Source organism: Nonomuraea sp. NPDC001636 (genome assembly GCF_040298265.1).
GTDB lineage: Bacteria > Actinomycetota > Actinomycetes > Streptosporangiales > Streptosporangiaceae > Nonomuraea.
Genome location: NZ_JBEOZT010000010.1, coordinates 1 through 22,736 on the forward strand (window position 1 = coordinate 1; position 22,736 = coordinate 22,736).

Annotated in this window: 24 protein-coding genes and 1 tRNA gene; 7 read left to right on the forward strand and 18 right to left on the reverse strand. The window is 70.3% G+C overall.

The window, feature by feature from the left end:
* Positions 1-292 precede the first annotated feature (292 nt).
* The 5 genes from rplA to ABT158_RS20020 all read right to left on the reverse strand — a co-directional run bounded on the left by rplA (position 293) and on the right by ABT158_RS20020 (position 2,890).
* Positions 293-1,012, reverse strand: coding sequence for a 50S ribosomal protein L1 (gene rplA / locus ABT158_RS20000; protein ID WP_352325431.1), 720 nt, complete (start codon positions 1,010-1,012; stop codon positions 293-295).
* A gap of 60 nt (positions 1,013-1,072) precedes the next feature.
* A complete protein-coding gene (rplK, locus tag ABT158_RS20005) occupies positions 1,073-1,504 on the reverse strand; it encodes a 50S ribosomal protein L11 (RefSeq protein WP_125642947.1) in 432 nt (143 codons plus the stop codon).
* Positions 1,505-1,621: 117 nt separating this feature from the next.
* Positions 1,622-2,434 carry a transcription termination/antitermination protein NusG gene (nusG, locus tag ABT158_RS20010; RefSeq protein ID WP_502911555.1) on the reverse strand — a complete coding sequence of 271 codons (813 nt, stop codon included), beginning with the start codon at positions 2,432-2,434 and terminating at the stop codon, positions 1,622-1,624.
* Between the two features lie 60 nt (positions 2,435-2,494).
* The gene (gene secE / locus ABT158_RS20015; RefSeq protein WP_125642950.1) at positions 2,495-2,740 is read right to left on the reverse strand and encodes a preprotein translocase subunit SecE; all 246 of its coding nucleotides are present in this window, start codon (positions 2,738-2,740) and stop codon (positions 2,495-2,497) included.
* A gap of 77 nt (positions 2,741-2,817) precedes the next feature.
* Positions 2,818-2,890: transfer RNA gene (locus ABT158_RS20020), tRNA-Trp, on the reverse strand.
* 158 nt (positions 2,891-3,048) lie between these two features.
* Between ABT158_RS20020 and ABT158_RS20025 the strand changes: the two genes are divergently transcribed.
* Positions 3,049-4,257 carry a pyridoxal phosphate-dependent aminotransferase gene (locus ABT158_RS20025; protein ID WP_352355319.1) on the forward strand — a complete coding sequence of 403 codons (1,209 nt, stop codon included), beginning with the start codon at positions 3,049-3,051 and terminating at the stop codon, positions 4,255-4,257.
* Positions 4,258-4,327: 70 nt separating this feature from the next.
* On the opposite strand, the gene ABT158_RS20030 is transcribed toward ABT158_RS20025, so the two are convergent.
* Both ABT158_RS20030 and ABT158_RS20035 read right to left on the reverse strand, forming a co-directional pair.
* The gene (locus ABT158_RS20030) at positions 4,328-4,846 is read right to left on the reverse strand and encodes a hypothetical protein (RefSeq protein ID WP_352355321.1); all 519 of its coding nucleotides are present in this window, start codon (positions 4,844-4,846) and stop codon (positions 4,328-4,330) included.
* Between the two features lie 41 nt (positions 4,847-4,887).
* Positions 4,888-5,472 carry a hypothetical protein gene (locus tag ABT158_RS20035; protein WP_352355323.1) on the reverse strand — a complete coding sequence of 195 codons (585 nt, stop codon included), beginning with the start codon at positions 5,470-5,472 and terminating at the stop codon, positions 4,888-4,890.
* Positions 5,473-5,578: 106 nt separating this feature from the next.
* Here ABT158_RS20035 and ABT158_RS20040 point away from each other — a divergent pair, with 106 nt between their 5' ends.
* The gene (locus tag ABT158_RS20040) at positions 5,579-6,601 is read left to right on the forward strand and encodes an adenosine deaminase (protein WP_352355325.1); all 1,023 of its coding nucleotides are present in this window, start codon (positions 5,579-5,581) and stop codon (positions 6,599-6,601) included.
* Here the strand turns inward: ABT158_RS20040 and ABT158_RS20045 are convergent.
* Positions 6,590-7,351 carry a hypothetical protein gene (locus ABT158_RS20045; protein ID WP_352355327.1) on the reverse strand — a complete coding sequence of 254 codons (762 nt, stop codon included), beginning with the start codon at positions 7,349-7,351 and terminating at the stop codon, positions 6,590-6,592. The two genes, ABT158_RS20040 and ABT158_RS20045, sit on opposite strands and share 12 nt — an antisense overlap.
* The gene (locus ABT158_RS20050; protein WP_352355329.1) at positions 7,338-7,883 is read right to left on the reverse strand and encodes an RNA polymerase sigma factor; all 546 of its coding nucleotides are present in this window, start codon (positions 7,881-7,883) and stop codon (positions 7,338-7,340) included. Before ABT158_RS20050 ends, ABT158_RS20045 begins: the two co-directional genes overlap by 14 nt.
* A 116-nt stretch (positions 7,884-7,999) precedes the next feature.
* On the opposite strand from ABT158_RS20050, the gene ABT158_RS20055 reads away from it, so the two are divergent.
* A complete protein-coding gene (locus tag ABT158_RS20055; protein WP_352355331.1) occupies positions 8,000-8,737 on the forward strand; it encodes a class I SAM-dependent methyltransferase in 738 nt (245 codons plus the stop codon).
* A 55-nt stretch (positions 8,738-8,792) separates the two neighbouring features.
* Here the strand turns inward: ABT158_RS20055 and ABT158_RS20060 are convergent, their stop codons facing one another.
* The 5 genes from ABT158_RS20060 to ABT158_RS20080 form a co-directional block, all read right to left on the reverse strand.
* Positions 8,793-9,677 (reverse strand): carbohydrate ABC transporter permease, encoded by an 885-nt coding sequence (locus tag ABT158_RS20060; RefSeq protein ID WP_352355333.1) that lies wholly within the window; start codon positions 9,675-9,677, stop codon positions 8,793-8,795.
* Positions 9,677-10,561 (reverse strand): carbohydrate ABC transporter permease, encoded by an 885-nt coding sequence (locus ABT158_RS20065; protein WP_352355335.1) that lies wholly within the window; start codon positions 10,559-10,561, stop codon positions 9,677-9,679. Before ABT158_RS20065 ends, ABT158_RS20060 begins: the two co-directional genes overlap by 1 nt.
* Positions 10,562-10,634: 73 nt before the next feature.
* Positions 10,635-11,903 (reverse strand): extracellular solute-binding protein, encoded by a 1,269-nt coding sequence (locus tag ABT158_RS20070; protein WP_352355337.1) that lies wholly within the window; start codon positions 11,901-11,903, stop codon positions 10,635-10,637.
* Positions 11,904-12,111: 208 nt separating this feature from the next.
* On the reverse strand, positions 12,112-13,983 hold the full coding sequence (locus ABT158_RS20075) for an acyl-CoA dehydrogenase family protein (RefSeq protein WP_352355339.1): 1,872 nt from the start codon (positions 13,981-13,983) through the stop codon (positions 12,112-12,114).
* On the reverse strand, positions 13,976-15,250 hold the full coding sequence (locus ABT158_RS20080) for an APC family permease (RefSeq protein WP_352355341.1): 1,275 nt from the start codon (positions 15,248-15,250) through the stop codon (positions 13,976-13,978). Before ABT158_RS20080 ends, ABT158_RS20075 begins: the two co-directional genes overlap by 8 nt.
* An 80-nt stretch (positions 15,251-15,330) precedes the next feature.
* Here ABT158_RS20080 and ABT158_RS20085 point away from each other — a divergent pair, with 80 nt between their 5' ends.
* The 4 genes from ABT158_RS20085 to ABT158_RS20100 all read left to right on the forward strand — a co-directional run bounded on the left by ABT158_RS20085 (position 15,331) and on the right by ABT158_RS20100 (position 18,332).
* On the forward strand, positions 15,331-15,801 hold the full coding sequence (locus tag ABT158_RS20085; protein WP_352355343.1) for an Lrp/AsnC family transcriptional regulator: 471 nt from the start codon (positions 15,331-15,333) through the stop codon (positions 15,799-15,801).
* A gap of 70 nt (positions 15,802-15,871) precedes the next feature.
* Positions 15,872-17,290, forward strand: coding sequence for a serine hydrolase domain-containing protein (locus ABT158_RS20090; protein WP_352355345.1), 1,419 nt, complete (start codon positions 15,872-15,874; stop codon positions 17,288-17,290).
* 23 nt (positions 17,291-17,313) lie between these two features.
* Positions 17,314-17,745, forward strand: a complete 432-nt coding sequence (locus ABT158_RS20095) for a hypothetical protein (protein ID WP_352355347.1) — start codon at positions 17,314-17,316, stop codon at positions 17,743-17,745.
* On the forward strand, positions 17,742-18,332 hold the full coding sequence (locus ABT158_RS20100) for a TetR/AcrR family transcriptional regulator C-terminal domain-containing protein (RefSeq protein WP_352355349.1): 591 nt from the start codon (positions 17,742-17,744) through the stop codon (positions 18,330-18,332). The genes ABT158_RS20095 and ABT158_RS20100 overlap by 4 nt, the downstream gene beginning before the upstream one ends.
* Positions 18,333-18,739: 407 nt before the next feature.
* Here the strand turns inward: ABT158_RS20100 and ABT158_RS20105 are convergent, their stop codons facing one another.
* The 4 genes from ABT158_RS20105 to ABT158_RS20120 all read right to left on the reverse strand — a co-directional run bounded on the left by ABT158_RS20105 (position 18,740) and on the right by ABT158_RS20120 (position 22,731).
* Positions 18,740-19,885: an acetyl-CoA C-acetyltransferase gene (locus ABT158_RS20105; protein ID WP_352355351.1), complete on the reverse strand. Its 1,146-nt coding sequence runs from the start codon at positions 19,883-19,885 to the stop codon at positions 18,740-18,742.
* Between the two features lie 72 nt (positions 19,886-19,957).
* The gene (locus tag ABT158_RS20110; RefSeq protein ID WP_352355353.1) at positions 19,958-20,617 is read right to left on the reverse strand and encodes a hypothetical protein; all 660 of its coding nucleotides are present in this window, start codon (positions 20,615-20,617) and stop codon (positions 19,958-19,960) included.
* Between the two features lie 15 nt (positions 20,618-20,632).
* Positions 20,633-21,373, reverse strand: a complete 741-nt coding sequence (locus ABT158_RS20115) for a class F sortase (protein WP_352355355.1) — start codon at positions 21,371-21,373, stop codon at positions 20,633-20,635.
* Between the two features lie 5 nt (positions 21,374-21,378).
* A complete protein-coding gene (locus ABT158_RS20120; protein WP_352355357.1) occupies positions 21,379-22,731 on the reverse strand; it encodes a hypothetical protein in 1,353 nt (450 codons plus the stop codon).
* Between the last annotated feature and the right edge of the window lie 5 nt (positions 22,732-22,736).

Below are 22,736 nucleotides of genomic sequence, written 5' to 3' on the forward strand. Positions count from 1 at the left end.
CGTCGACCGCACCAACCACCGCGCGAGCACCACCATCAACGTCCTCACCGAACACCAGTTGACAGCAGCCCAAAGCCCTTAACTTCCCGGCATTGGGGTTATCCCCCACAGGCTGTGCACGATTTCTGCACAACGCCGCTCACCTGGAGAGATCGTCCGGGCCGAACAACCCGAACGAAACGGCTCCGGCCCGGCGCCCGGCGGCCCCCCGGCCGACCGAGACCCGGTGCCCGGACAGAGCGAAAGGCCCCCGCCTGAGACAGGCGGGGGCCTTTCGAAGAACGTGCGACCGTTACGCGTCGAGCTCGGCGGTCAGGCCACGGGTGAGGTTGGGGTCGACGGGAACGCCGGGGCCCATGGTGGTGGAGAAGGTGACCTTCTTCAGGTAACGCCCCTTGGCCGCCGACGGCTTGAGACGCAGCACCTCGTCAAGGGCGGCGGCGTAGTTCTCGATGAGCTGACGCTCGGGGAACGACGTCTTGCCGATGATGAAGTGCAGGTTGGCCTGCCGGTCGGTGCGGAACTCGATCTTGCCGCCCTTGATCTCCGTCACGGCCTTGGCGACGTCGGGCGTCACGGTGCCGGTCTTGGGGTTGGGCATGAGACCGCGCGGGCCGAGCACGCGGCCCAGACGGCCGACCTTGCCCATGAGGTCGGGGGTGGCGACCACGGCGTCGAACTCGTTGAGCCGGTTGCCCTTGGCGATCTCGTCGATCAGCTCGTCGGCGCCGACGATGTCGGCGCCCGCCTCGCGGGCTGCCTCGGCACGGTCACCGGTCGCGAAGACCAGGACCCGGGCGGTCTTACCGGTGCCGTGCGGGAGGTTGACCGTGCCGCGCACGATCTGGTCGGCCTTGCGAGGGTCGACACCCAGCCGCAGCGCCACTTCCACGGTGGCGTCGAACTTGGTGGTCGACGTCTCCTTGGCCAGCTTCGCGGCGTCGGCGGGCGTGTAGAGCTTGTCGCGGTCGACCTTGGCCGCCGCGTCCTTGTGCGCCTTGCTGCGCTTCATGTCTGTCTCCTTGTGGTACGCGGGCCGGGACCCGGCCCTCCCACGGATCTGGGAAAGGTCTTAGTCGGCGATCGTGATGCCCATCGACCGGGCGGTGCCGGCGATGATCTTCTCTGCAGCCTCGACGTCGTTGGCGTTGAGGTCGGGCATCTTGGTCTCGGCGATGCTGCGCAGCTGCTCGCGCGTCAGCCGGCCGACCTTGTCCTTGTGGGGGACGGCGCTGCCCTTGTCGAGACCCAGGGCCTTCTTGATCAGCTCAGGCGCCGGGGGCGTCTTCGTGATGAAGGTGAAGCTGCGGTCTTCGAAAATGGTGATCTCAACGGGGATGATGTTGCCCCGCTGGGACTCCGTCGCAGCGTTGTACTGCTTGACGAAGTCCATGATGTTGACGCCGTGGGGACCGAGGGCGGTACCGACCGGCGGAGCGGGCGTGGCCTGGCCAGCGGGGAGCTGGACCTTGACGAGCGCCGCGATCTTCTTCTTCGGAGGCATGAGTCCTTCTCCGGGTCCTGATCGTGATGCCGTCCGGACGCGGATGCGCCCGGACATGTCGGAAGGCCACCCTTCGCGAAAGGCGGCCGACCGAACGTCTAAGTGTAGGTGATCGTCTTAGATCTTCGAGACCTGGTTGAACGAGAGCTCGACCGGGGTCTCACGGCCGAAGATCGAGACGAGCACCTTGAGCTTCTGCGACTCGGGGCTGATCTCGCTGACCGAGGCGGGCAGGGTGGCGAAGGGGCCGTCCATGACCGTGACGGACTCGCCGATCTCGAACTCGACCGTGGGGCCGGAGGCCGCCTTGGTGGTGGCCTTCTTGCTCTCCTCGGACGGCTCGGGCGCCAGAAGCTTGGCGACCTCGTCGAGGCTGAGCGGGCTCGGCTTGTTGGACAGGCCGACGAAACCGGTCACGCCGGGCGTGTTGCGCACGGCGGCCCAGGACTCGTCGGTCAGCTCCATGCGCACCAGGACGTAGCCGGGCAGCACGCGCTCCTTGACCGGGACCTTCTTGCCGCTCTTGAACTCCTGGACGGTGTGCGTGGGCACCTCGACCTGGTAGATGTAGTCCTCCATGTTGAGCGACACGTTGCGGCTCTCGATGTTGGACTTCACGCGGTTCTCGTAGCCGGCGTAGGAGTGGATCACGTACCACTCGCCGGGGAGCCCGCGCAGGGAGCTCTTGAACTCCTCGACCGGGTCGACGTCGGGCAGGATCTCGGCCTCCGCGTCGGCGGTGGCCTCCTCCGACTCCTCGACCTCGTCGGTCTCGTCGGCCTCCTGGAGAGCCGCCTCGACGCCTTCGTCGCGAGCCTCACCCAGCTCGTCGCCCCATTCGTCGGTGGCCTCTCCCAGCTCGTCGTCGCCCCGCTCGTCGCGGGGTTCCTCGGCCGGAACAGAAGACTCGGACACGTGACCTTTCCTCATTTCCTCGAATCGAATGGTGTCGCCGTCAGCCGACACCACACGGTGTCGAGCTAGGCGGGATCACTCCCCGCCGAAGACGCGGAGGACGGCCCAGCCCAGAGCGGCGTCGAGCCCATAAACGATCGCCACCATGATCAGAACGAATACCAGAACGACCGTGGTGTAGGTGATGAGATCCTTGCGTGTCGGCCAGATGACCTTGCGGAGCTCGTTGACGACCTGCCGGTAGAAAAGGGCAGGTGAAGTGCGTGTCTTCTTCTCGCCACTGGGCTTGCCTGCGGTCTCGCCGCGCGTGTCGATCGCCACAGTCCTCACCTGAATCTGTCGTATCCAACGCAGTTTTGCGGCGCGCTTACACGCCATTATTGCGCGGACCGCACTCGCAGGGCACGAGGGACTCGAACCCCCAACCGCCGGTTTTGGAGACCGGTGCGCTACCAATTGCGCCAGTGCCCTATGTCGTCAACCACACTACCCTGATTGACTCACTGCCTGGACCGAACCGCTCGCCGACATGCGGCGGAAGGACCAGGCGAAAGCATACGGGGGATTGCCCGGTACGTCGAACCCAAACCTGATCGCCCAGGTCACGCCCGCGTGGGAGCATGGAAGGCATGTCCACGCGACCCCGTATCTCCGCAAGAATCTCCGCGATTTCCGAGTCCGCCACGCTCGCGGTGGACGCCAAGGCGAAGGCGATGAAGGCCGCCGGCCGCCCGGTCATCGGCTTCGGCGCCGGCGAGCCCGACTTCCCGACGCCCGGCTACATCGTCGAGGCGGCGGTCGAGGCGGCCCGCGACCCGCGCAACCACAAGTACACGCCGGCGGGCGGCCTTCCCGAGCTGAAGCAGGCCATCGCCGACAAGACGCGGCGCGACTCCGGCTACTCCGTCGAGCCGTCCCAGGTGCTCGTCACCAACGGCGGCAAGCAGGCCGTCTACGAGGCGTTCGCCACGCTGCTCGACCCGGGCGACGAGGTCATCGTGGTCGCCCCCTACTGGACGACCTACCCCGAGGCGATCAAGCTGGCCGGGGGCGTGCAGATCGACGTGGTGACCGACGAGTCCACGGGCTACCTGGCCGGCGTCGAGCAGCTCGAAGCGGCCCGTACCGAGCGGACGAAGGTGCTGCTGTTCGTCTCGCCGTCCAACCCGACGGGCGCGGTCTACTCGCGCGAGGAGACCGTGGCGATCGGCCGGTGGGCGGCCGAGCACGGGCTGTGGGTGGTCACCGACGAGATCTACGAGCACCTGGTCTACGGCGGCGCCGAGTTCACCAGCATCGCCACGGCCGTACCCGAGCTGGGCGACCGGGTCGTGATCCTCAACGGCGTGGCCAAGACGTACGCGATGACCGGCTGGCGGGTGGGCTGGCTGATCGGCCCGGCCGACGTGGTCAAGGCCGCCGCCAACCTGCAGTCGCACGCCACCTCCAACGTGGCCAACGTGTCGCAGCGGGCCGCGCTGGCCGCGGTCTCCGGCGACCTGTCGGCCGTGGCGGAGATGCGGTCGGCCTTCGACCGGCGGCGTCAGACCATGGTGCGGATGCTCAACGAGATCCCGGGCGTGTTCTGCCCGGAGCCGAAGGGGGCGTTCTACGCGTACCCGTCGGTCAAGGGGCTGCTGGGCAAGGAGCTGCGCGGGCGACGGCCCGGGACGTCGGCGGAGCTGGCCGAGCTGATCCTGGAGGAGGCCGAGGTGGCGGTCGTGCCGGGCGAGGCGTTCGGCACGCCCGGCTACTTCCGGCTGTCCTACGCCCTCGGTGACGACGATCTGGTCGAGGGCGTCAGCCGGATGGCCAAGCTGCTGTCCGAGGCTCGCTGAGCGGCCTCCGGGGCGCCCTGCCGGCCTTCCGTGGCCGCGGCGGGGCACCTACACCGGCTCGGGAAGCGGCTCAGGAGGTGGCGGGTCTGACGGCGGCGGCGGTCTGGCGGAGCTGGGCGGTCATGCCGGGCGTGGCGGCGAGGTAGACGGCCGTGCCGGGGCTCTCCAGCCACATGAAGTTGCGCAGGCCGTCGCGGCTCGTCCAGCGCAGCGCGGGTTTGCCGCGGTAGGCGGTCAGGGTCGAGCGGGCCACCAGCGTGGCGAACTGCTCGGCCGTCCGCACGCCGCACACCACGCCCACCCGCAGTTGCTCGTCCTCGTCGTCGCGCCACGTCACGCCCCTGACCGTGAGCCGCCTGGCGAGCGCGCCCAGGCGGCCGAAGGTGCCGGCGCGGGCCAGGGGCGGGGGCGCGCCGGGGATCTCCAGCCGGGTCGATCCGCAGGCCAGCGTGACGGGTCTCCCGGTCGCCGGCTCGCTCGCCGACGGCGGCGGCGGGGTGGTGCTGGGCGGTCGCGGCGTGTCGCCGCCGCACCCGCCCGTGCCTGCGGCCAGCGCGAACGTGATGAACACCGCTGCCGGGCGCCGCATCGTCCCCCCATGACTCGTGGGATCAACCAGGGAAAAGGCTCCTAGTCTCCTACAGGAGCGCGGGCCGAGGCGGCAATAGGCAGCAGCTCGCCGCCGAGTGAGTCGCTCACCCGGATCCAGGCGCCCGTGCCGGGGCGTTCCAGCCAGGCGATCACCCTGCCGCCGCGCGGATGCGCGCCGACCACCGCGGGCCGGCCCCTGATCGTGGTCTCGCGGGGGTCCAGCACGCCGGCGTGCGCGCGGTAGGTGTCCCAGTCGGCGGCCACCGCGCCGTGCTCGACCTGGGCCTCCACGTAGCGCTTGGCGGTGCCGTACCTGGCCAGGACGCCGTCGGGGGCGATCGGGCCGCCGCCGCTGCGGCGCAGGCCGCGGGGCAGGTAGGTGAGCCAGAGGTCGTCGGAGACGACCGCGAGCGGGAGCTCGGCCCGCGCCGCCGCCGCGCCGGGGCTGGACGGCGCCTTCAGGGGCGGCGGGGGCACGTACGACGAGCCCGCAGAAGGCGGGTGCGGACGGCCGAAACCCGAATGGAACAGGGCGTAGATGGCGAGAGCGGTCACCGCGAACGCCAGGCCGGCGAGCAGCGCGCGCCGGCCCTGCCCCGCGACGCCCGCACCCTCAGGGATCATGGACGGTTGATCCCCCGATCCGGCCGATCTCTACCGTGCCGATGCCGGTCCCGCAGCCTTGGGCGACATGCGAATCCGCACCTGGGGCCAGTGGCAAAATATGGAAATGCACCGGCCCCTGCACACGCTGCCCAAAGCCCATCTCCACCTGCACTTCACCGGCTCCATGCGGCACTCGACGCTGATCGAGCTGGCCAGGGAGCAGGGGCTGCACCTGCCCGACGCGCTGGAGCAGGACTGGCCGCCGCGGCTGCGGGCCACCGACGAGCGCGGCTGGTTCAGGTTCCAGCGGCTGTACGACATCGCCAGGTCCGTGCTGAGCCGTCCAGAGCACGTCTACCGGCTGCTGCGCGAGACGGCCGAGGACGAGGCGGCGGCCGGTTCCCGGTGGCTGGAGATCCAGGTGGACCCGTCCGGGTTCGCCGCGCGGTTCGGCGGGCTCACGGCCACACTGGAGCTGATGCTCGACGCGGCGCGGCAGGCCGCCGAGCACGCCGGGGTGCACATGCCGGTGATCGTGGCGGCCAACAGGACCCGGCATCCGCTCGACGCGAACACCCTGGCCAGGCTCGCCACCCAGTACGCCGACCGGGGCGTGGTGGGCTTCGGCCTGTCCAACGACGAGCGGCGCGGCGCGGCGCGCGACTTCGAGCGGGCCTTCCGCATCGCCAAGCGCGGCGGGCTGCTGGCCGTGCCGCACGGCGGCGAGCTGCTCGGGCCGCGCAGCGTGAGCCAGTGCATCGACGACCTGGGCGCCGACCGGGTCGGGCACGGCGTGCGGGCGGCCGAGGACCCGTGGCTGATGCAGCGGCTGGCCGACCGGCAGATCTGCTGCGAGGTGTGCCCGACGTCCAACGTGGGGCTGGGCGTGGCCGAGCGGGCGGCGGACGTGCCGCTGCGGCGGCTGTTCGACGCCGGGGTGCCGATCGCGCTGGGCGCCGACGACCCGCTGCTGTTCGGCACCCGGCTGCTGCGCCAGTACGAGCTGGCCAGGGAGGTCTACGAGTTCTCCGACGCCGAGATCGCCGAGCTGGCCCGGCAGTCGATCCGGTCCTCGACCGCGCCGGAGCCGGTGCGCAAGGAGCTGCTCAAGGGCGTGGACGACTGGCTGACCGGCTCACCGCAGTGACCCGGCGATCCGCACCGCCCGTTCCCTGGTGCCGGCGCCCTCCAGGCGGTAGGTGAGCGCGTCCCGCTGCCAGACGAGGGTGGGGGCGGCCTGGCGCAGGGGGATCTCGGTGCCGTCCTGGCGGCGGATGTAGCCGAGCGGGTGCTCGCCGGGGATCCACCAGGCCGTGGTCCCGGCCATCTCGACGTAGTCGGGCCAGGGCGGGCCGAGCTTCTTGAAGAAGAACGGGTCCACGCCGCCCTGGAACTGGTCGAGCCGGACGCCGTCCGGCCAGAACATCGACACCAGCCGGCCCTGGTCGGCGACGGTGGCGCGGGCGGGGGGCCCGAGCTCGGCCGGGGTTCTGACCTGGAACCGCACCAGGCCGGGCAGGTCGTCCGTGGCCACCGGGTGCTCGCCGGGGAGGTTCGCGGTGGTCCGTACCGGGGTGGGCGGTGTGTCGCCGAGCTGCAGTTCGACGCCGGCGATGCGGAGGATCCGGGCCACGGCGGCGCGGCCTTGGGGGGTGGCGGCCGTGACGGCGACGACGGCCAGCACGACGGCCGCCACGATCCGCCACCGCGCCCGCCGTGTCCGCCATGGCCGCCATGGCCGCCATGTCGGCCGCCTGCGCTTCTGAGGCCGGAGCTCCAGGCGGGCGCGCACGGCGGCGGCGACATCGTCCGGCGGCGGCGGGGACGGGGTGTCGAGGAGGGGGCCGAGGGCGGTCAGTTCGCCTTCCAGGTCGTCGAAGGGGTCATGCGAGTTCACCGCCCACCTCCTCCCTCAGCCGGGCCAGCCCCCGATGGGTGCTGGACTTGACGGTACCGACCGGCCAGCCGAGCACCTGGGCCGTCTCCGCCTCCGACAGTTGCAGGAAGTACCGGCACACCACCGCCTGGCGTTCCCGCTCGGGCAGGCCGCGTACGGCCGCCAGCAGCCGGGCCCGCCGGTCGGTGGCGACGGCCGCGCCCGCCGGGTCGTCGGGGGCCACCGGACCGGCGGGGTCGGCGGCGGTGAGCCGTACGGCGAGGTCGGAGCGGCGCCCGCGGGCCCGGGTCAGGTTGTGCGTCTCGTTGGCCACGATCCGCAGCAACCAGGGACGGAAGGGCGCGTCCCGCCGGAACTTGGGCAGATGGCGGAAAGCCTTGACGAACGCCTCCTGCACGACGTCCTCGGCCTCGTCGCCCGCGCCGAGCATGGCGGCGGTGCGATGGGCGAGCGCGCTGTACCTGGCGACCAGGACCTCGTAGGCCCCCAGGTCACCGTCGAGCGAGCGGGTGATCGCCTCGTCGTCGTCCATGGCGTGTCAGATTCCATCGCATCCGCCCGCGCCCGGGGAAGGGCGTTTCACGCATCAGGTCATCCTCAGGGGCATTAGACTCGTGCAATCCGTCTGCCCCACAAAGGAACGGGACTATGTCTTCTGGGTATGACCGTGTAGTGCAACCGGCGGCCGGTGACGAGGCCCTGGAGAACCACCTGGGTGGGGACGAGGCCAAGAACTATCGGCAGTACGAGTTCGACATGGTCGCCCCGCACGTCGGCCGTTCGATGCTGGAGATCGGCTCCGGGCTGGGCCACTTCGCCGAGCAGTTCCTGCCGCGGCTCGACCGCCTGGTCGTCAGCGACTTCGACCCCTACTGCGTCGAGCAGCTGGAGAAGCGCTTCGAGGGCCGCGACGACATCGACGTCCTGCAGTTCGGCCTGCCGACCGAGATCCCGCTGAAGGACAAGGTCGACACCGTCGTCATGATGAACGTGCTGGAGCACATCGAGGACGACGCCGAGGCGCTGCGCTCGCTGGCCCGCGTCACGCTGCCCGGCGGCCGGATCATCATCTGGGTGCCCGGCTACATGCAGCTTTATGGAGACTTCGACCGCAAGGTCGGGCACGTCCAGCGCTACACGCCGAAGACCCTGCGCGCCACGGTGGCCAAGGCGGGGCTCGACATCGACGTGCTCAAGCCGATCAACTTCCTGGGCGGCATCGCCTGGTGGGCGGCGGTCCGGCGGGGCGGCGTGGGCTACCCCGACCCGCGGCTGGTCAAGATCTACGACCGCACGGTGGTCCCGGCCACGCGGCTGATCGAGCGGTTCATCACCCCGCCATTCGGCCAGACGGTGTTCTGCGTGGCCCGCGTCCCGCAGAAGTAGCCCGCGGAAGTGAGCCCGGCCGCCACCCGGTGGGTTGGTGGCGGCCGGACGTTTTCTACTTGATCGAGCCGGCGGTCAGTCCGCCGACGACCTTCCGCTCGATCAGCGCGAACAGGATGATCACCGGGATGGTGGCGATCACCGAGCCCGCGAAGAGGTTCTGCCAGTCCACCTGGTACTGGCCGATGAACGAGTTCAGCGCGACCGTGAGCGGCTGGTTGGCCGGCGTCGTGGTCAGGGTCAGGGCGACCACGAACTCGTTCCACGCCGCGATGAACGTGAAGATCAGTGCGGTGATCACGCCCGGCATGGCCAGCGGCAGCGTGATCCGGAACAGCGCGCCGAAGCGGCCGTTGCCGTCGATGAAGGCGGCCTCCTCCAGCTCACGCGGGATCGAGGCGAAGTAGGCGTTCAGGATCCACACCGCGAACGCCAGGTTGAAGCCGCCGTTGACCAGGATCAGCGACCAGATCGAGTCCACCAGGCCGAACTGGTAGAACTCGCGGTAGATGCCGACGAGCATGGCCGTGGGCTGGAACATCTGGGTGATCAGCACCAGGATCAGGAACGCCGTGCGCCCGCGGAACTTGTGCCGGGCCGAGTAGTACGCGGCCGGCAGCGCCACGAGCAGCACCAGGATCGTCGAGCCGCCGGCGACCTTGAGCGTCACCCACAGGTTCCCGGCCAGGCCGCTGGTCCAGAAGTTGGCGAGGTTCGACCACACCCACTCGTCGGGCCAGAACGTCACCTCGCGCAGCGAGTCCTGCGACCGCAGCGAGGTCAGCAGCATGACGAGGTACGGGAACAGGAAGACGAACGCGACGATGTAGGCCGCGGCCGCCACGATCACGGTCTTGAGCCTGGGCATGCGGCGCTGCGCAGGTCCGCGGTGGCCGGGCTGGTGGCGCGTACCGGCCTTGGACATGGTCTGCACGGCCATCACGCCACCTCCTTGTTCCAGCGCGACACCTTCAGGAAGATCGCGGTCAGCACGATGACCATGCCGAAGTTCACGACGGACATCGCGGCCGACTCGCCGATGTTCGAGCCCTTGAGGATGAACATGAGGATGGTCGAGGTGGCCGTCGAGTAGCCCGGCTGGCCGTGGGTCATCGCCCAGATGATCGGGAAGCTGTTGAAGACGTTCATCACGTTGATCAGCGCGGCGACGGTGAGCGCGGGGCGCAGCAGCGGCAGCGTGATCGACCAGTACGTCCGGAGCTTGGTGGCGCCGTCCATCTTAGCCGCCTCGTAGACGTCGGCGGGGATGGTCGCGAGCCCGGCCAGCAGCGCGTACGTCGTGAACGGCACCGAGACGAAGACCGCCACGAACACCAGCCACGGCATCGCGCTGGAGGCGTCGCCGAGCTGGTCGGCGGAGGCGCCGCCCATCGCGTCGATGAACCCGAGCCGCACCCTGATCTGGTTGATCACGCCGACCTCGGGGTCGAGCATCCACTTGAAGATGATCGCCGTCATCAGCACCGAGGCCGCCCAGGGCGCGATGAGCGCCCAGCGGGCGATCTTGCGGCCGGGGAAGCGCTGGTTGAACAGCTGGGCGAGGGCGAGCGAGACCAGCACGGTGAGCGCGACGACCGCGACCACCCAGATCACGCTGCGGATCATGATGTCGGCGAAGTCCTTCTCGCCGAACAGCTTCGTGTAGTTGTCCGGGAAGTTGTTTCCCTGGACCACTCCGAACCGGCTGATCTTGAGGAACGACGACCGGACCATCTCGATCACGGGCCAGAGCACGACCAGCGCGATCAGCACCACGGCCGGCCCGATCCAGGCCAGGGGTTCGAGGGCGCGCAACCTTCTCATGAGGAACCTTCCATGACGGTGGAGCCGGCGCGGGGACGCGACCCGCGCGCCGGCTCCACAGACCCCCGCTGGATCAGCTGGCTTCGGCGGTCTTCTGCAGCTCGCCGAGGACCTTGGCGGGGTCGTCCTTGACGGCGCCGCCGATGGTCTGCTTGATCGCCGGGTTCACCTCGGCCCACTTCGGGTCCTGGAACGGGTAGAAGCTGGCGTTGGGCAGCGCGTCGAGGAACGGCTTGAGCTTCTCGTCACCCGACAGCTTCTTGATGCCGCCGTTGGTGACGGGCAGCAGCTTGTAGGTGTCGGAGATCTTCTGCGCCGCGTTGCCGGTGTAGAAGAAGTCGAAGAACTTCTTGATCTCGGCGGCGTGGCCGTTCTTGTTGAACGCCATGATCCAGTCCATGACGCCGAGGGTGGTGTCGAGCGGGCCGGTCTTGCCGGGGATCGCCGTGACGCCGTAGTTCTTCAGGCCGGCCGCGTCGAAGATCGGGATGGACATGGGTCCGCCGTTGACCATGCCGACCTTGCCCGCGCCGAAGTCCTCCCAGACCGTCTTGCGATCCTTGGTGCCCGGGTTGGGGGTGGTGAGGCCGGCGTCGACCAGGCCCTTCATGTAGGTGAAGGTCTCGACGTTCTGCGGGGAGTTGATGGCCCACTTGCCGGAGGCGTCCTTGTAGCCGCCGCCGTTGCCCAGCATCCACAGGAACGACTCGCCCTGGGCCTCCTCCTGGCCCAGCGGGAGGCCGAACGGCTGGCTGACGCCGGCCTTCTTCAGCTTCTCGGCGGCGGCCTTGAGCTCGTCCCAGGTCTTGGGCGGCTCGGCGATGCCGGCCTTGGCGAACAGATCCTTGTTGTAGAACAGCGCGCGGGCGGAGGAGACGAACGGGATGCCGTAGCCGGTGCCGTCCACCTTGCCGAAGTCGGCGAACTTCTGCAGCATGTCGCCGGAGACGTTCGGGGACAGGACCTCGTCGACCTTGTAGAGCAGGCCGTCCTTGACGAAGCCGGAGTAGTCGCCGGTCTGCAGGATGTCGGGCACCTGGCCGTTCTGGACCATGGTGGCGACCTGCTTGTCGATGTCGTTCCAGTTGATGACCTGGACGTCGACCTTGATGTTGGGGTTGGCCGCCTGGAACTCGTCCACGACGCCCTTCCAGAACGTCTCGCCCGAGTTCGGCTTGCCGGGGCCGTCGCCGTAGTCGGCGGCGACCATCTTGAGGGTGACCTGGCCGCCGCCCGAGGCCTGGGTGTTGTTCCCGCCGCCACCCGAACCGCCGTCGGAGCCGCAGCTGGACAGGACCAGCATCGTGGCAAGGCCGAGAGCGGCGCCGCCCACAAGCTTCATGTTCACTGGTGATACCGCCTTCTCGTCGGACGGGTCGCTGGTCCGTACCAGCCACCTGACCCCGTCCAAAGGGATGAGGGGTGCGAGAGCCACAGCTCAACGCGTTTGCGCCAGAGTAAGCCTGTGTTCAGCAGCCGGTCTATACCGGCTGGTATCGGTTTGAAAACACTCAGGGCAGAAAAAGCTCACAACCGGTCTAGACCGGGCGTCACAGGATCTTTCTCCGCACGCTCTCGCCGCCGTCCGGCGTCCCGATCCACGGGCCCTCGATGGACGGGTCGAGGATGCCCTCCTCCAGGAACTCGTAGCGGCCGTCGAGCACGTACCGGGCCAGGCGCACGTCCTGCTCGTCGCTGTTGTCCCAGAGCTCGTCGAACAGCGTGCGGACGCGGCGCCGGGCCTGGTGGCAGAAGGTGTCGGCCAGCTCGTACGGCCTGCGTCCGAGGTCGTCGGCGTCCTCCTCGGCCTTCACGCAGACGGCCGTCATGGCGAACAGCTCGGCCCCGATGTCGACGATCCGCCCGAGGAAGGACTGCTTGTGCTCCAGCCTCCCCTGCCACCGGGACATGCCGTAGAAGGTGGACCGGGCCAGCTTCCTGCTGGTCCGCTCCACGAACCGCAGGTGCTGGGCCAGCGGGCCGAAGGCGGTGTACCCCGTGGGCAGGCTGCCCGAGCCGGCCACCAGGGTCGGCAGCCACCCGGCGTAGAAGCGGCTCGCCCGGCCGAGCGCGCGGGCGCGTTCCTGCGCGGACGCCTCGGGGTTGATCAGCTCGCCGGCCGCGGTCAGGTGCGCGTCCACGGCCTCACGCGTGATCATCAGGCGCATGATCTCGGAGGAGCCCTCGAAGATGCGGTTGATGCGGGCGTCGCGCAGCATCTGCTCGGCGGGCACGCCGCGCTCGCCGCGGGCGGCCAGCGACTCGGCGGTCTCGTAGCCACGGCCGCCCCTGATCTGGACCAGTTCGTCCAGCGCCCGGTACGACAGCTCGGTGGCGTACAGCTTGGCGAGGGCGGCCTCGATCCTGATGTCGTTGCGCCGGTCGTCGGCCAGGCGGGCGGTGAGCTCGCTGACGGCCTCCAGCGCGTACGCGGTGGCCGCGATGAAGGCGATCTTGGTCGCCACGGCCTCGTGCCGGCCGACCTTGCGACCCCACTGCTCGCGGGCGTTGCCCCACTCGCGGGCGATCTTCACGGCCCACTTGACGCTGCCCGCGCAGGTCGCCGGGAGGGACAGGCGGCCGGTGTTGAGGGTGGTGAGCGCGATCCGCAGCCCTTGGCCCTCCTTCCCGATCAGGTTCTTGGCCGGCACCCTGACCTGGGAGAACTCGGTGACGCCGTTCTCGATGCCGCGCAGGCCCATGAAGCTGTTGCGACGCCTGACCGTGATGCCCGGACTGTTCCCCTCGACCACGAACGCGCTGATCTTCTCGCCGGTCCTGGCCATGACCACCAGCAGGTCGGCGACGACGCCGTTCGTCGTCCAGAGCTTGACGCCGTTCAGCACGTAGTCGTCGCCGTCGCGCACGGCGGTCGTGGACAGGCGGGCGGGGTCGGAGCCCACGTCCGGCTCGGTGAGCAGGAAGGCCGAGATCTCGCCGGCCGCGCACCGGGGCAGGAACTCCCGCTTCTGCTCCTCGGTGCCGAACTGCTTGAGCGGCTGCGGCACGCCGATCGACTGGTGCGCCGACAGCAGCGTGGCCAGGGCGGGGCAGTAGGAGCCGACCAGCGTGAGGGCGCGGCAGTAGTACAGGTAGGGCAGGCCGAGGCCGCCGTACTCCGTGCCGATCGTGATGCCGAACGCCCCGAGGCCGGCCAGGCCCTTCACCACCTCGTCCGGCACCTGCGCGGTGCGCTCGATGAGGGCCGGGTCGACGTGGGCCTCCAGGAAGCGCCGCACCGCCCGGACGAACTCCTCGCCCCGCTCGGCGGCCTCGGCCGGCAGTCCGGGCGCCGGATGCACCAGGTCCAGCCGGAGATCGCCGAGGAACAGCTGCTTGGCGAAGCTGGGCAGCGTCCATTCCCGCTCCCTGGCCTGCTCGCCGACCTGCCTGCTCTGCGCGTACGTGGTCTGCTCAGTCATGGCACCCTCCCGACGGTGCGCCGTCATGTGCTGGGAGTACTGCCCGCCTGAGGGCTTTAAGCACGCCCAGCGCGACGACGGCCAGCACGGCGGGCACCGCCAGGAAGGCTCCGCAGCACGCCAGCGCGACCGCCGACATGCCGGTCGCCACGACGGCGGTGACCCGCAGCCGCCCGGCGGGCAGCACCCGCACCGCCGCCGCCACGCCCGCCGCCGTGACGGCCGCCAGGCACGCCGAGGTGGCCCGCATCAGCAGGTCCAGGTCCACCGCCCACACCACGACCGGCACCGTCAGCACGGCCAGCGCCCCGAGGCTCCGGTACGGCCCCCGTCCCCCGGCGAGCCAGGCGGGCATGGCCCCGTCCCTGGCCAGCGCCACCCCGAGCCGCGCCGCCCCCGCCAGGTACGTGTTGACCGCCCCGAACGTCAGCAGCACCGCGAGCAGCCCGGTCACCGGCCGCGCCACTCCCCCGAGGCCGGTCTCCAGCAGCGCGGTCAGCGGCACGCCCGGCATGTCCGCGCCGAGCACGCCGACCGAGGTGACGCCGACGCCCAGGTACAGCACGCCGACCACGACCAGGGTGACCACGGTGGCCCTGGTCAGACCGTGCCTTCCGTGCCCCTCGCGCCTCCCGCGCCTTCCGGTGGCGAACTCGGCCGACAGGTGGCTGGCCGCCTCCCAGCCCACGAAGGCGAACATGAGCACCCCGGCCGCGCCGGCCACCCCGGCCGCCCCGTACGGGGCGAAGGGGGTGAAGTGGTCGAGGTCGGCCCGCGGAGCGGCGGTGACCACGGCGACGGCCAGCAGGACGACCAGCAGCGCGACGGAGACGAGCTGCAACCACCCCGAGGTACGCAGCCCGGCGGCGTTGGCGGCGAACGCCGCGGCCAGGATCAGCACGCCGGCCAGGGTGCCGTCCACGCCCAGGCACGCCTCCACGTACCGGCCGCCCACCAGCGCGCCCGCCACCGTCCCGACCGGCACGGCCCCGTAGAACCACCAGCCGACCACGGCAGCGGCCCGCGGCCCGAAGGCCAGCCCCGCGAAGCTCGCCACCCCGCCCCCACCGGGGTACCGGACGCCGAGCGCCGCGAACGTCAGCGCCACCGGCACGCTCAGCGCGAGCAGCCCCGCCCAGGCCAGCACGGAGGCCGGCCCCGCCGCCGCGGCGGCCAGCTGCGGCAGCACCAGCATCCCCGGCCCCAGCACCGCGCCCACCAGCAACGCCGCGCCCTGCCCCACACCCATCCGGCCCTGTTCAGTCATGCCCGCGAAAGTAGCGCGATCGTTCGGCCCCACCCCCGCCCCACCGAACGTTCGATCGGAGACAGGAGCAGAATCGCGTCATGGACGAACTTGATTCGGCGATCATCCGCCTGCTCCAAACGGATGCGCGGCAGTCCAACCGGGAACTGGCCCGCCGGCTCGGCATCGCCCCCTCGACCTGCCTGGAACGGGTCAGGGCGCTCACCCGGCGCGGCGTGATCCGCGGCTACCACGCCGACATCGACCCCGCCGCGCTCAACCGGAGCACGCAGGCGATGGTCTCGGTCCAGGTCCGCCCGCTGAGCCGGGCCGTGATCAACGCCTTCAAGCAGTCGGCCGCCGAGCTGCCCGAGGTGCTGAGCGTGTTCGTGCTGGCCGGCGGCGACGACTTCCTGCTGCACGTCGCGGTCCAGGACCTCGACCACCTCCACTCCTTCCTGCTCGACCGGCTCAGCAAGCGCAAGGAGATCGTCGGCTTCCGCACCTCGGTGATCTTCCAGCAGGTGCACGACGCGGTGCCGGAGCGGCTGCCGTCCGCCGCGGAGACCTGACTTTCGTCGGGGGTGCCACTAGACCGTCGGCAGATTCGGCGGTGGGGGCGTTCTCCGTACGTTTGCCTGCATGAGCTTGAAGATCGCCCTCGCCGGGCTGGCCGCGGCCCTGACTCTCACCCCCGCCGCGGCCCCGGCCCTCGCCTCGGCCCCCGTCGCGCCGACCCCCGCCGCCGTGGACGCCTACCTGCGCGAGGCACTGGAGGCCACCGGCGTACCGGGGCTGTCCGTCGTGGTGACCCACGGCGACAAGGTCGTGCACGCCGCCGGGTACGGCAGGGACTCCGAAGGGCGTCCGGTCACCGCGGCCACGCCGATGCGGGTGGCCTCGGTGAGCAAGTCGTTCACCGCGATGGCCGTGATGACCCTGGTGGAGCAGGGCAAGATCGCGCTGGACGAGCCGGTGGCCGGGCAACTGCCCGGTTTCCGGATGGCCGACCCGCGCTTCGCCGAGATCACCGTGCGCCAGTTGCTGAACCAGACCTCCGGGCTGTCCGACAGCTCGCTGGACATCGGCGAGTTGGAGTCCGCGAGCTCGCTGGCCGACTACACCGCCCGCCTGGCCGAGGGCCGCCTGGCCGCCGACCCGGGCAGCCGGTACGCCTACTGCAACGTCAACTACGACCTGGCCGCCCGCCTGGTCGAGACCGCGAGCGGCCGTCCCTTCGACGCCTACATGAAGGACCGCGTCTTCGGCCCGCTCGGCATGACCGGCAGCGCCGTGAGCGCCCAGGCCGTCCGGCCGGCGGACGGTTTCGTCTCGGTCTACGGCATGTGGCTGCCCCGGCCGGAGGCGTCCGGGTTCCTCGACGGCAGCGGCTCGGGCGCGGTCATCACGACCGCCGCGGACATGGGCAAGTGGCTGATCGCCCAGAACGACGCCGGCCGCCCGCTGGTCAAGAAGCAGAGCCTGGAGACCATGCACAAGCCCGGCCCGCACGGCTACGGCATGGGCTGGAGCCTGGAGGAGGAGTCCGGCCTGCTGGTGCACTCCGGCAACCTGTTCACCTACAACGCCGTCGAGGCCGTCTCGCCGAAGACCGGCTACGGCTTCGCCGTCATGACCAACGGCGCCTCGCTCTACGACCCCACCTACGACGTCATGCGGGGCCTGGCCGCGATGAGCGAGGGCCGCGCGCCGGCGGCCCTGGGCGGCGACCGGCAGCTCTACGACCTGGTGCTGGGGCTGCTCGCCGTCGTGGCGGCCGGCCTCGGGGTCATGGGCGTGCTGCGGGCGCGGCGGTGGGCGTCCCGGCGGTCGGGGCGGCCGTGGTGGCGGATCGCCCTGCGGCTGGTGCCGGTGCTGGTGCCCGTCCTGGTGTTCGCGCTCTATCCGAACTGGGTCTCCGTGCTGCTCAACGGGCGGTACGTGACCTGGGAGCAGCTCACCTACTTCCCGGTGTCGTTGTCGATCACCCTGCTCGCCGCGGCTCTCGCCGGACTCTTGACCGCCGCCGTCCGAATTTGTGTACTGTGTAAGCTTACCTAGTAAGCAAATTCGAGGAGAACCCGATGATCGCGGTCGCCGTCACCGTCCCGCTCGTGTGGCTCGCCTGGCTCGTCCTCACCGACTGGGTGCCCATGTTCCCGCTCAACGACCTCGACGGCGCGAACGTCAGGGGCCGGGCCATGGCCGCCGCGATCAACTACCCGTTCCCGCTGCTCATCGCGGCCGGCGTCGCGCTGCACCGCACGTGGTCGCTCATCGCCGCGACCGTCCTGTGCGTCCTGGTCGTGGCCGGGCACGTGCGCAACTGGTGGCTGCCCTACTTCGGCCCGGCCACGGCCGAGCAGTGCGAGCTCTACCGGCGCGAGTACAGCCGCACCTGGAAGATTCTGCCCACCGCGGGCCACGCCGTGGTCATCGACGTCCAGCACATGGTGGTGGGCCTGCTGTCCCTGCTCATGCTGGCGGCCACGATCGTCGTTACGCTGACCGCATGACTCAGGCACCCAGGCGGGCGGGGCGTCCGGCCGTGCTCACCGTCGAGCGCATCGTGGCCGCGGCCGTCGGCATCCTCGACGCCGAGGGCCCCGACGCGCTGACCATGCGCCGCCTGGGCGCCGACCTCGGAGTGGCCGCCATGTCGCTCTACCGCCACGTGCCCAACCGGGACGCGCTCGTGTCCCTGGTCGTCGGCCGGCTGTTCACCGAGGCCATGGCCGGCTACACGCCGGTCGCCGACTGGCCGCGGGCGCTGACCGGGTTCGCCGTGGCCTACCGCCGCTTCCTGCTCGCCCACCCGCGCGCCGTCCCGCTGCTGGCCACCCACCCGGTGGACGTACGGCTCGGCACCGAGCTGATCTCCGGCCTGCTGGCCCGCTTCGAGGCGGCGGGCGTGCCCTCCGGCGACACCGTCAACGCGGTGCAGTCGGTGGCCGTCTACGTGCTCGGCCACGCCCTGGCCCAGGTCGGCTCGACCGCCGAGACCCACGACCCGGACGCCCTGCGCTTCTACGACCAGTGGTTCGACGCGGGCCTGCGGGCCATGGTGTCGGGCTTCGAGCAGCAGCTGGCGGCACGGCGTTGATTCGGTTGCTCGTGCAGCGGCTCGCGGCGCCGCGGTAATTCGGTTGCCCGGTGTTATGGACAGGCCGTAGCTTGTCGGACATGCGCCTTTACCTGTGACAGCAGCCACCTCAGTCCATCGTCCGACAGACGCGGCCACGCTGTGCTCGTCGACGCCCGGCCCTCACCGAGCCGCGTCCTGAGTTCGTGTAAAGGAGCTTCGCATGCGAGTTCGCTCAGCCAAGAAGAAGACCGCCACGCCCATGCCGCCCCGGCAACTGCCCAAGATGCCGCAGCGCCCGGTCGTGCCGCCCCGGCGGATCATCCCGCCCAAGGGCCGCTAGACAACTACCGGGATGGTAGTTAGCGAGCGCCGCCTCCCCTCTTACGCCCGGGAGGCGGCGCTCACCCTTTTCCGGCCCGGTTCCGCTAGAGCCGCTCGATGATGGTGACGTTGGCCTGGCCGCCGCCCTCGCACATCGTCTGCAGGCCGTAGCGGCCGCCCGTGCGCTCCAGCTCGTGCAGCAGCTTGGTCATCAGGATCGCTCCCGTGCCGCCCAGCGGGTGGCCGAGCGCGATGGCGCCGCCGTTGGGGTTGACCTTGGCCGGGTCGGCGTCCAGCTCCTTGATCCAGGCCAGCGGCACCGGGGCGAACGCCTCGTTGATCTCCACGACGTCGATCTCGTCGATCGACATGCCCGCCTTCCGCAGCGCCCGCTGCGTGGCCGGGATCGGCGCGGTCAGCATGTAGACCGGGTCGTCGCCCATGAGCGCGAGCTGGTGGATGCGGGCCCTCGGCGTCAGATTGTGCTCGCGCACGGCCTGCTCGGAGGCGATCAGCACGGCCCCGGAGCCGTCGGAGATCTGCGAGGAGGTGGCCGCGGTGATCTGGCCGCCCTCCTTGAGGGTCTTGAGCCCGGCCATCTTCTCCAGCGTCGTGTCGGGCCGCGGGCCCTCGTCGTCCTCGACGCCGTTGACGGGGGCGATCTGGTCCTTGAAGTAGCCGTTCGCGACGGCCTTGGCGGCCCGCTGGTGGGACTCGTAGGCGAACTGCTCCAGCACGTCGCGCTGGAGGCCCCACTTCTCGCACATCAGCTCGGCGCCGCGGAACTGCGAGATCTCCTGCTTGCCGTAGCGCTCGACCCACTTGTCGCCGAACGGGAACGGCATGCCCTTCTCCAGCGCGGCGGTGATCGACGCGCCCATCGGGACGATGCTCATCGACTCGACACCCGCGGCCACCACCAGGTCCTGGGTGCCCGACAGGACGCCCTGGGCGGCGAAGTGGATCGACTGCTGGGACGACCCGCACTGCCGGTCGATCGTGACGCCGGCCGTCGTCTCGGGCAGCCCCGCCGACAGCCAGGCGTTCCGCGCGATGTCCATGCTCTGGGGGCCGAACTGCATGACGCACCCCATGATGACGTCCTCGACCGCCGCCGGATCGACGCCGGTGCGGTCGATGAGCGCCTTCAGCGTGTGGGCGGCCAGGTCGGTGGGATGGACGGTGGAAAGCCCGCCCTTCTTCTTGCCGACCGGGGTACGGACCGCTCCGACGATGTACGCCTCTGCCACAGTGCCTCCTGGAAACCGAGCATTATTCGGTTATTGAGGAGAGACTACAACAGAACGACGTTCTGTGGCTCGTCACTCCGGGGGCAGAAGGTCCTCCGCGGCGTCGATCCTGAACCGCCACCGGTCCACGACCAGGCCGTTCAGCGATTCTGCCAGCTCCAGCGCCAGGCTTCCGAGCTTGACGGGCTCCTCGCCGCGCAGTTCGATCGCGGTCAGCTCGGTGGCGAACGGCAGCAGCTCCCGCACCGCCGGCGGCTGCCCCTTCTGCGGCACGAGCGCGGCCCGGATGTCGCCCGACGTGAACGTGAACTCGTCCTCCCCCTGCTCCAGCAGCGGCGCCAGATCGTCGGCGGACGGACGTACGGGCAGGATGACGGCGGGACCGCCATCCTCGCCGTCGGCCGGATCGCTCACCTCGCCCCGGCACACGGCGAGCCCCTTGAGCCGGAAGGCCAGCCCCTCGGCCAGGTAGCGGTCGAAGAAGTCGAACGGCAGCGGCCCCTCGGCGGTGACCCGGCAGGCCCACGCCTTCTCCAGCACCCCGCCGGTCAGCTCGGCGTCGGCCTCGACCGGCGCGTACACCCGCACGTCGGCCGCCACGATGTCGTCGCCCTCGCGCCGGGCGTCCGGGTCGGCCAGCCGGACGATCCGCAACAACTCGGCGGGGTCCGGTCTGGCGGGCAGGGCCGCCGTCGGGCCAGTACGCAGTTTCCGCTTCGCCAGCCAGCCCATGCCCGCCTCCGCCAATCAGCTTCGATAGGAGCTCGTCATCGTCGCGTAGACGATGATGTTGTCGTTGTAGTGGCCGATGGTGCGATCGTAGGCACCACCGCAGGTGATGAGGTGGAGCTGGGCGTTCTCCCGGCCCCCGTAGACGCGCTCGGTCGGGAACGTCTTCTTGCTCGCCTGCTCCACGCCGCCGACCGTGAACACGGCGGTCGTCTTGTCCTGGCGCTTCACCTCGATGGTGTCGCCGTGCTTGAGCTCGCCGAGGCGGCTGAACACGGCGCTGCGCGTCCGGGTGTCCTTGTGCCCGAGCAGCACCGCCGGACCCTCCTGGCCCGGCGTGGACATGTTCCGGTACCACCCGACGAGGTTGGGATTGTCGGACGGCGGCACCTCGATCGTCCCGTCCTTGGCCAGCCCCACCGACTTGATCGGCGCGTTGATGCCAAGCCGCTTGATCACGATCCGGATCGGCGTCGAGGGCAGCATCGGCGGCGCCGGCGTGATCTCCGGCAGCGGCGGCGGCTGGTCCGGCGGCGCCTGGAACAACGCCTGCTGCGGCTGCCCCGACGCCTGCGTCTGCACGGCCACGGGCAGGGCGTCCCTGTCCATGCCGTACTCCTCGGGCGACTGCAGCACCATCAGCATGCCCGCCACGACCGTGACGACCCCGGCGATGGCCGCGCCGATCAGCACGGTCCTGAGCGCGGTGCTCCCCCGGTCCCGCGGTGGCGGGCCGCCGTAGGGATACTGCCCGGCCACGCCGCTCAGCCCCTGCCCGCGGTACGCCGGCGCAGCACCAGCCCACCGGCCGCCGCGGCCGCGATCAGAACGGTGCCGGTCAGCACGAACAACCGCCCGTCGGGCCCCGCCATACCCCCGCCCCCGGTGTCGGCCCCCGCCTTGGGCGTCTTGGACTTGTCGGGCGGGGTGACGGTCACGGTGGCAGTGCTGGTCTTGGTCGGCTTGGGGGTGGGGGTCGGCGTGGGCGTGGGAGTGGGAGTGGGGGTCGGCGTGGGCGTCGGGGTCGTCCCCGTGCCGGCCGCCACCTGGAAGCTGAAGGTCTTGAGCCCGGTCGTGGGCGCCTCGCACTTGATCGCAGGCGCAGTCGAGGAGGTGCCCAGAGCCAGATCCCCCGCCGTCAGTTGCACAGTGCCGGCGGTGGTGGGCTTGATCTTGATGGTGACGCTCGGAAGCGTCATGATGTCCTGACCGGCCACGGCGCCGGTGAGGGTCACCTCGCCGGTGGCGGTGGCGGGCGCGCCTGCGCCGGTCGCCTTGATGGTGGCGAAGAGCTTGCTGCTCACGGGGAACCCGGTGGGCGCGGTGAGCGGGTCATTCGTGGTCTCGATGGTGCCTGTCCAGGTGATGGAGGCATCCTCATTGGCCTTGGCGTTGGTGGGCGTCGTCATCGCGACCTTGATGTCGACAGTGGCGGGGTAGAGGGCGTCCGTCCCGCTGGGGAGCTTGCAGTTGTAGGAGACCACGTCGGTCCCGGCGCCACCGCCAGTCCCGATAGGGATGTCGAGGACCTCGGTGGTGGAGGAGGGAGTGCAGGTCGCCACGCTGCTCGGGCTGGACAGGAGCCCGAGACGGATTTCTCCGGGCTTGATGCTCACCTTGCCCGTCGTGGTGGCGCCCACAGACACCTTGTACTTCACTTCGCCCGCAGGAATGGCAGGGGTGTTCGCCGCGACAGCCGCTCCCTGCTTCGCGCCAGGGTCAGTGACTGACCCACCGGTCGGCGTCAGCGCGACCGTGGCCTGCACATACGTGGCTTGTGTGGCCGGAGTTGTCTGGGTCAGCGCCGGAATGCCAACCGACAGGTCGAAGCTACCGCCTGCTGTGACCGATTCGGGACCAGTGAGCGTCACGCTGAGCGGAGTGGCTCCAAAGGTGAACGGCCCTCCGGCGCACGTGTAGCTGAACTGCTTCGGGGCCGCAGCCTGGGCGGGCGAGGACAGGCCGACCAGCGAGCCGACGGAGACGGCGAGTGTGCCCATCAATCCCAAGGCGGAGGTCTTGTGGGCGAGGCGGCGCCACGCCTGGGACGTAAGCACGGGTCCATCTCCGTTCAGCGCAGTGTCAACAGTCGTGCCAGAATTCCAGCCGATGGTCACGGTTC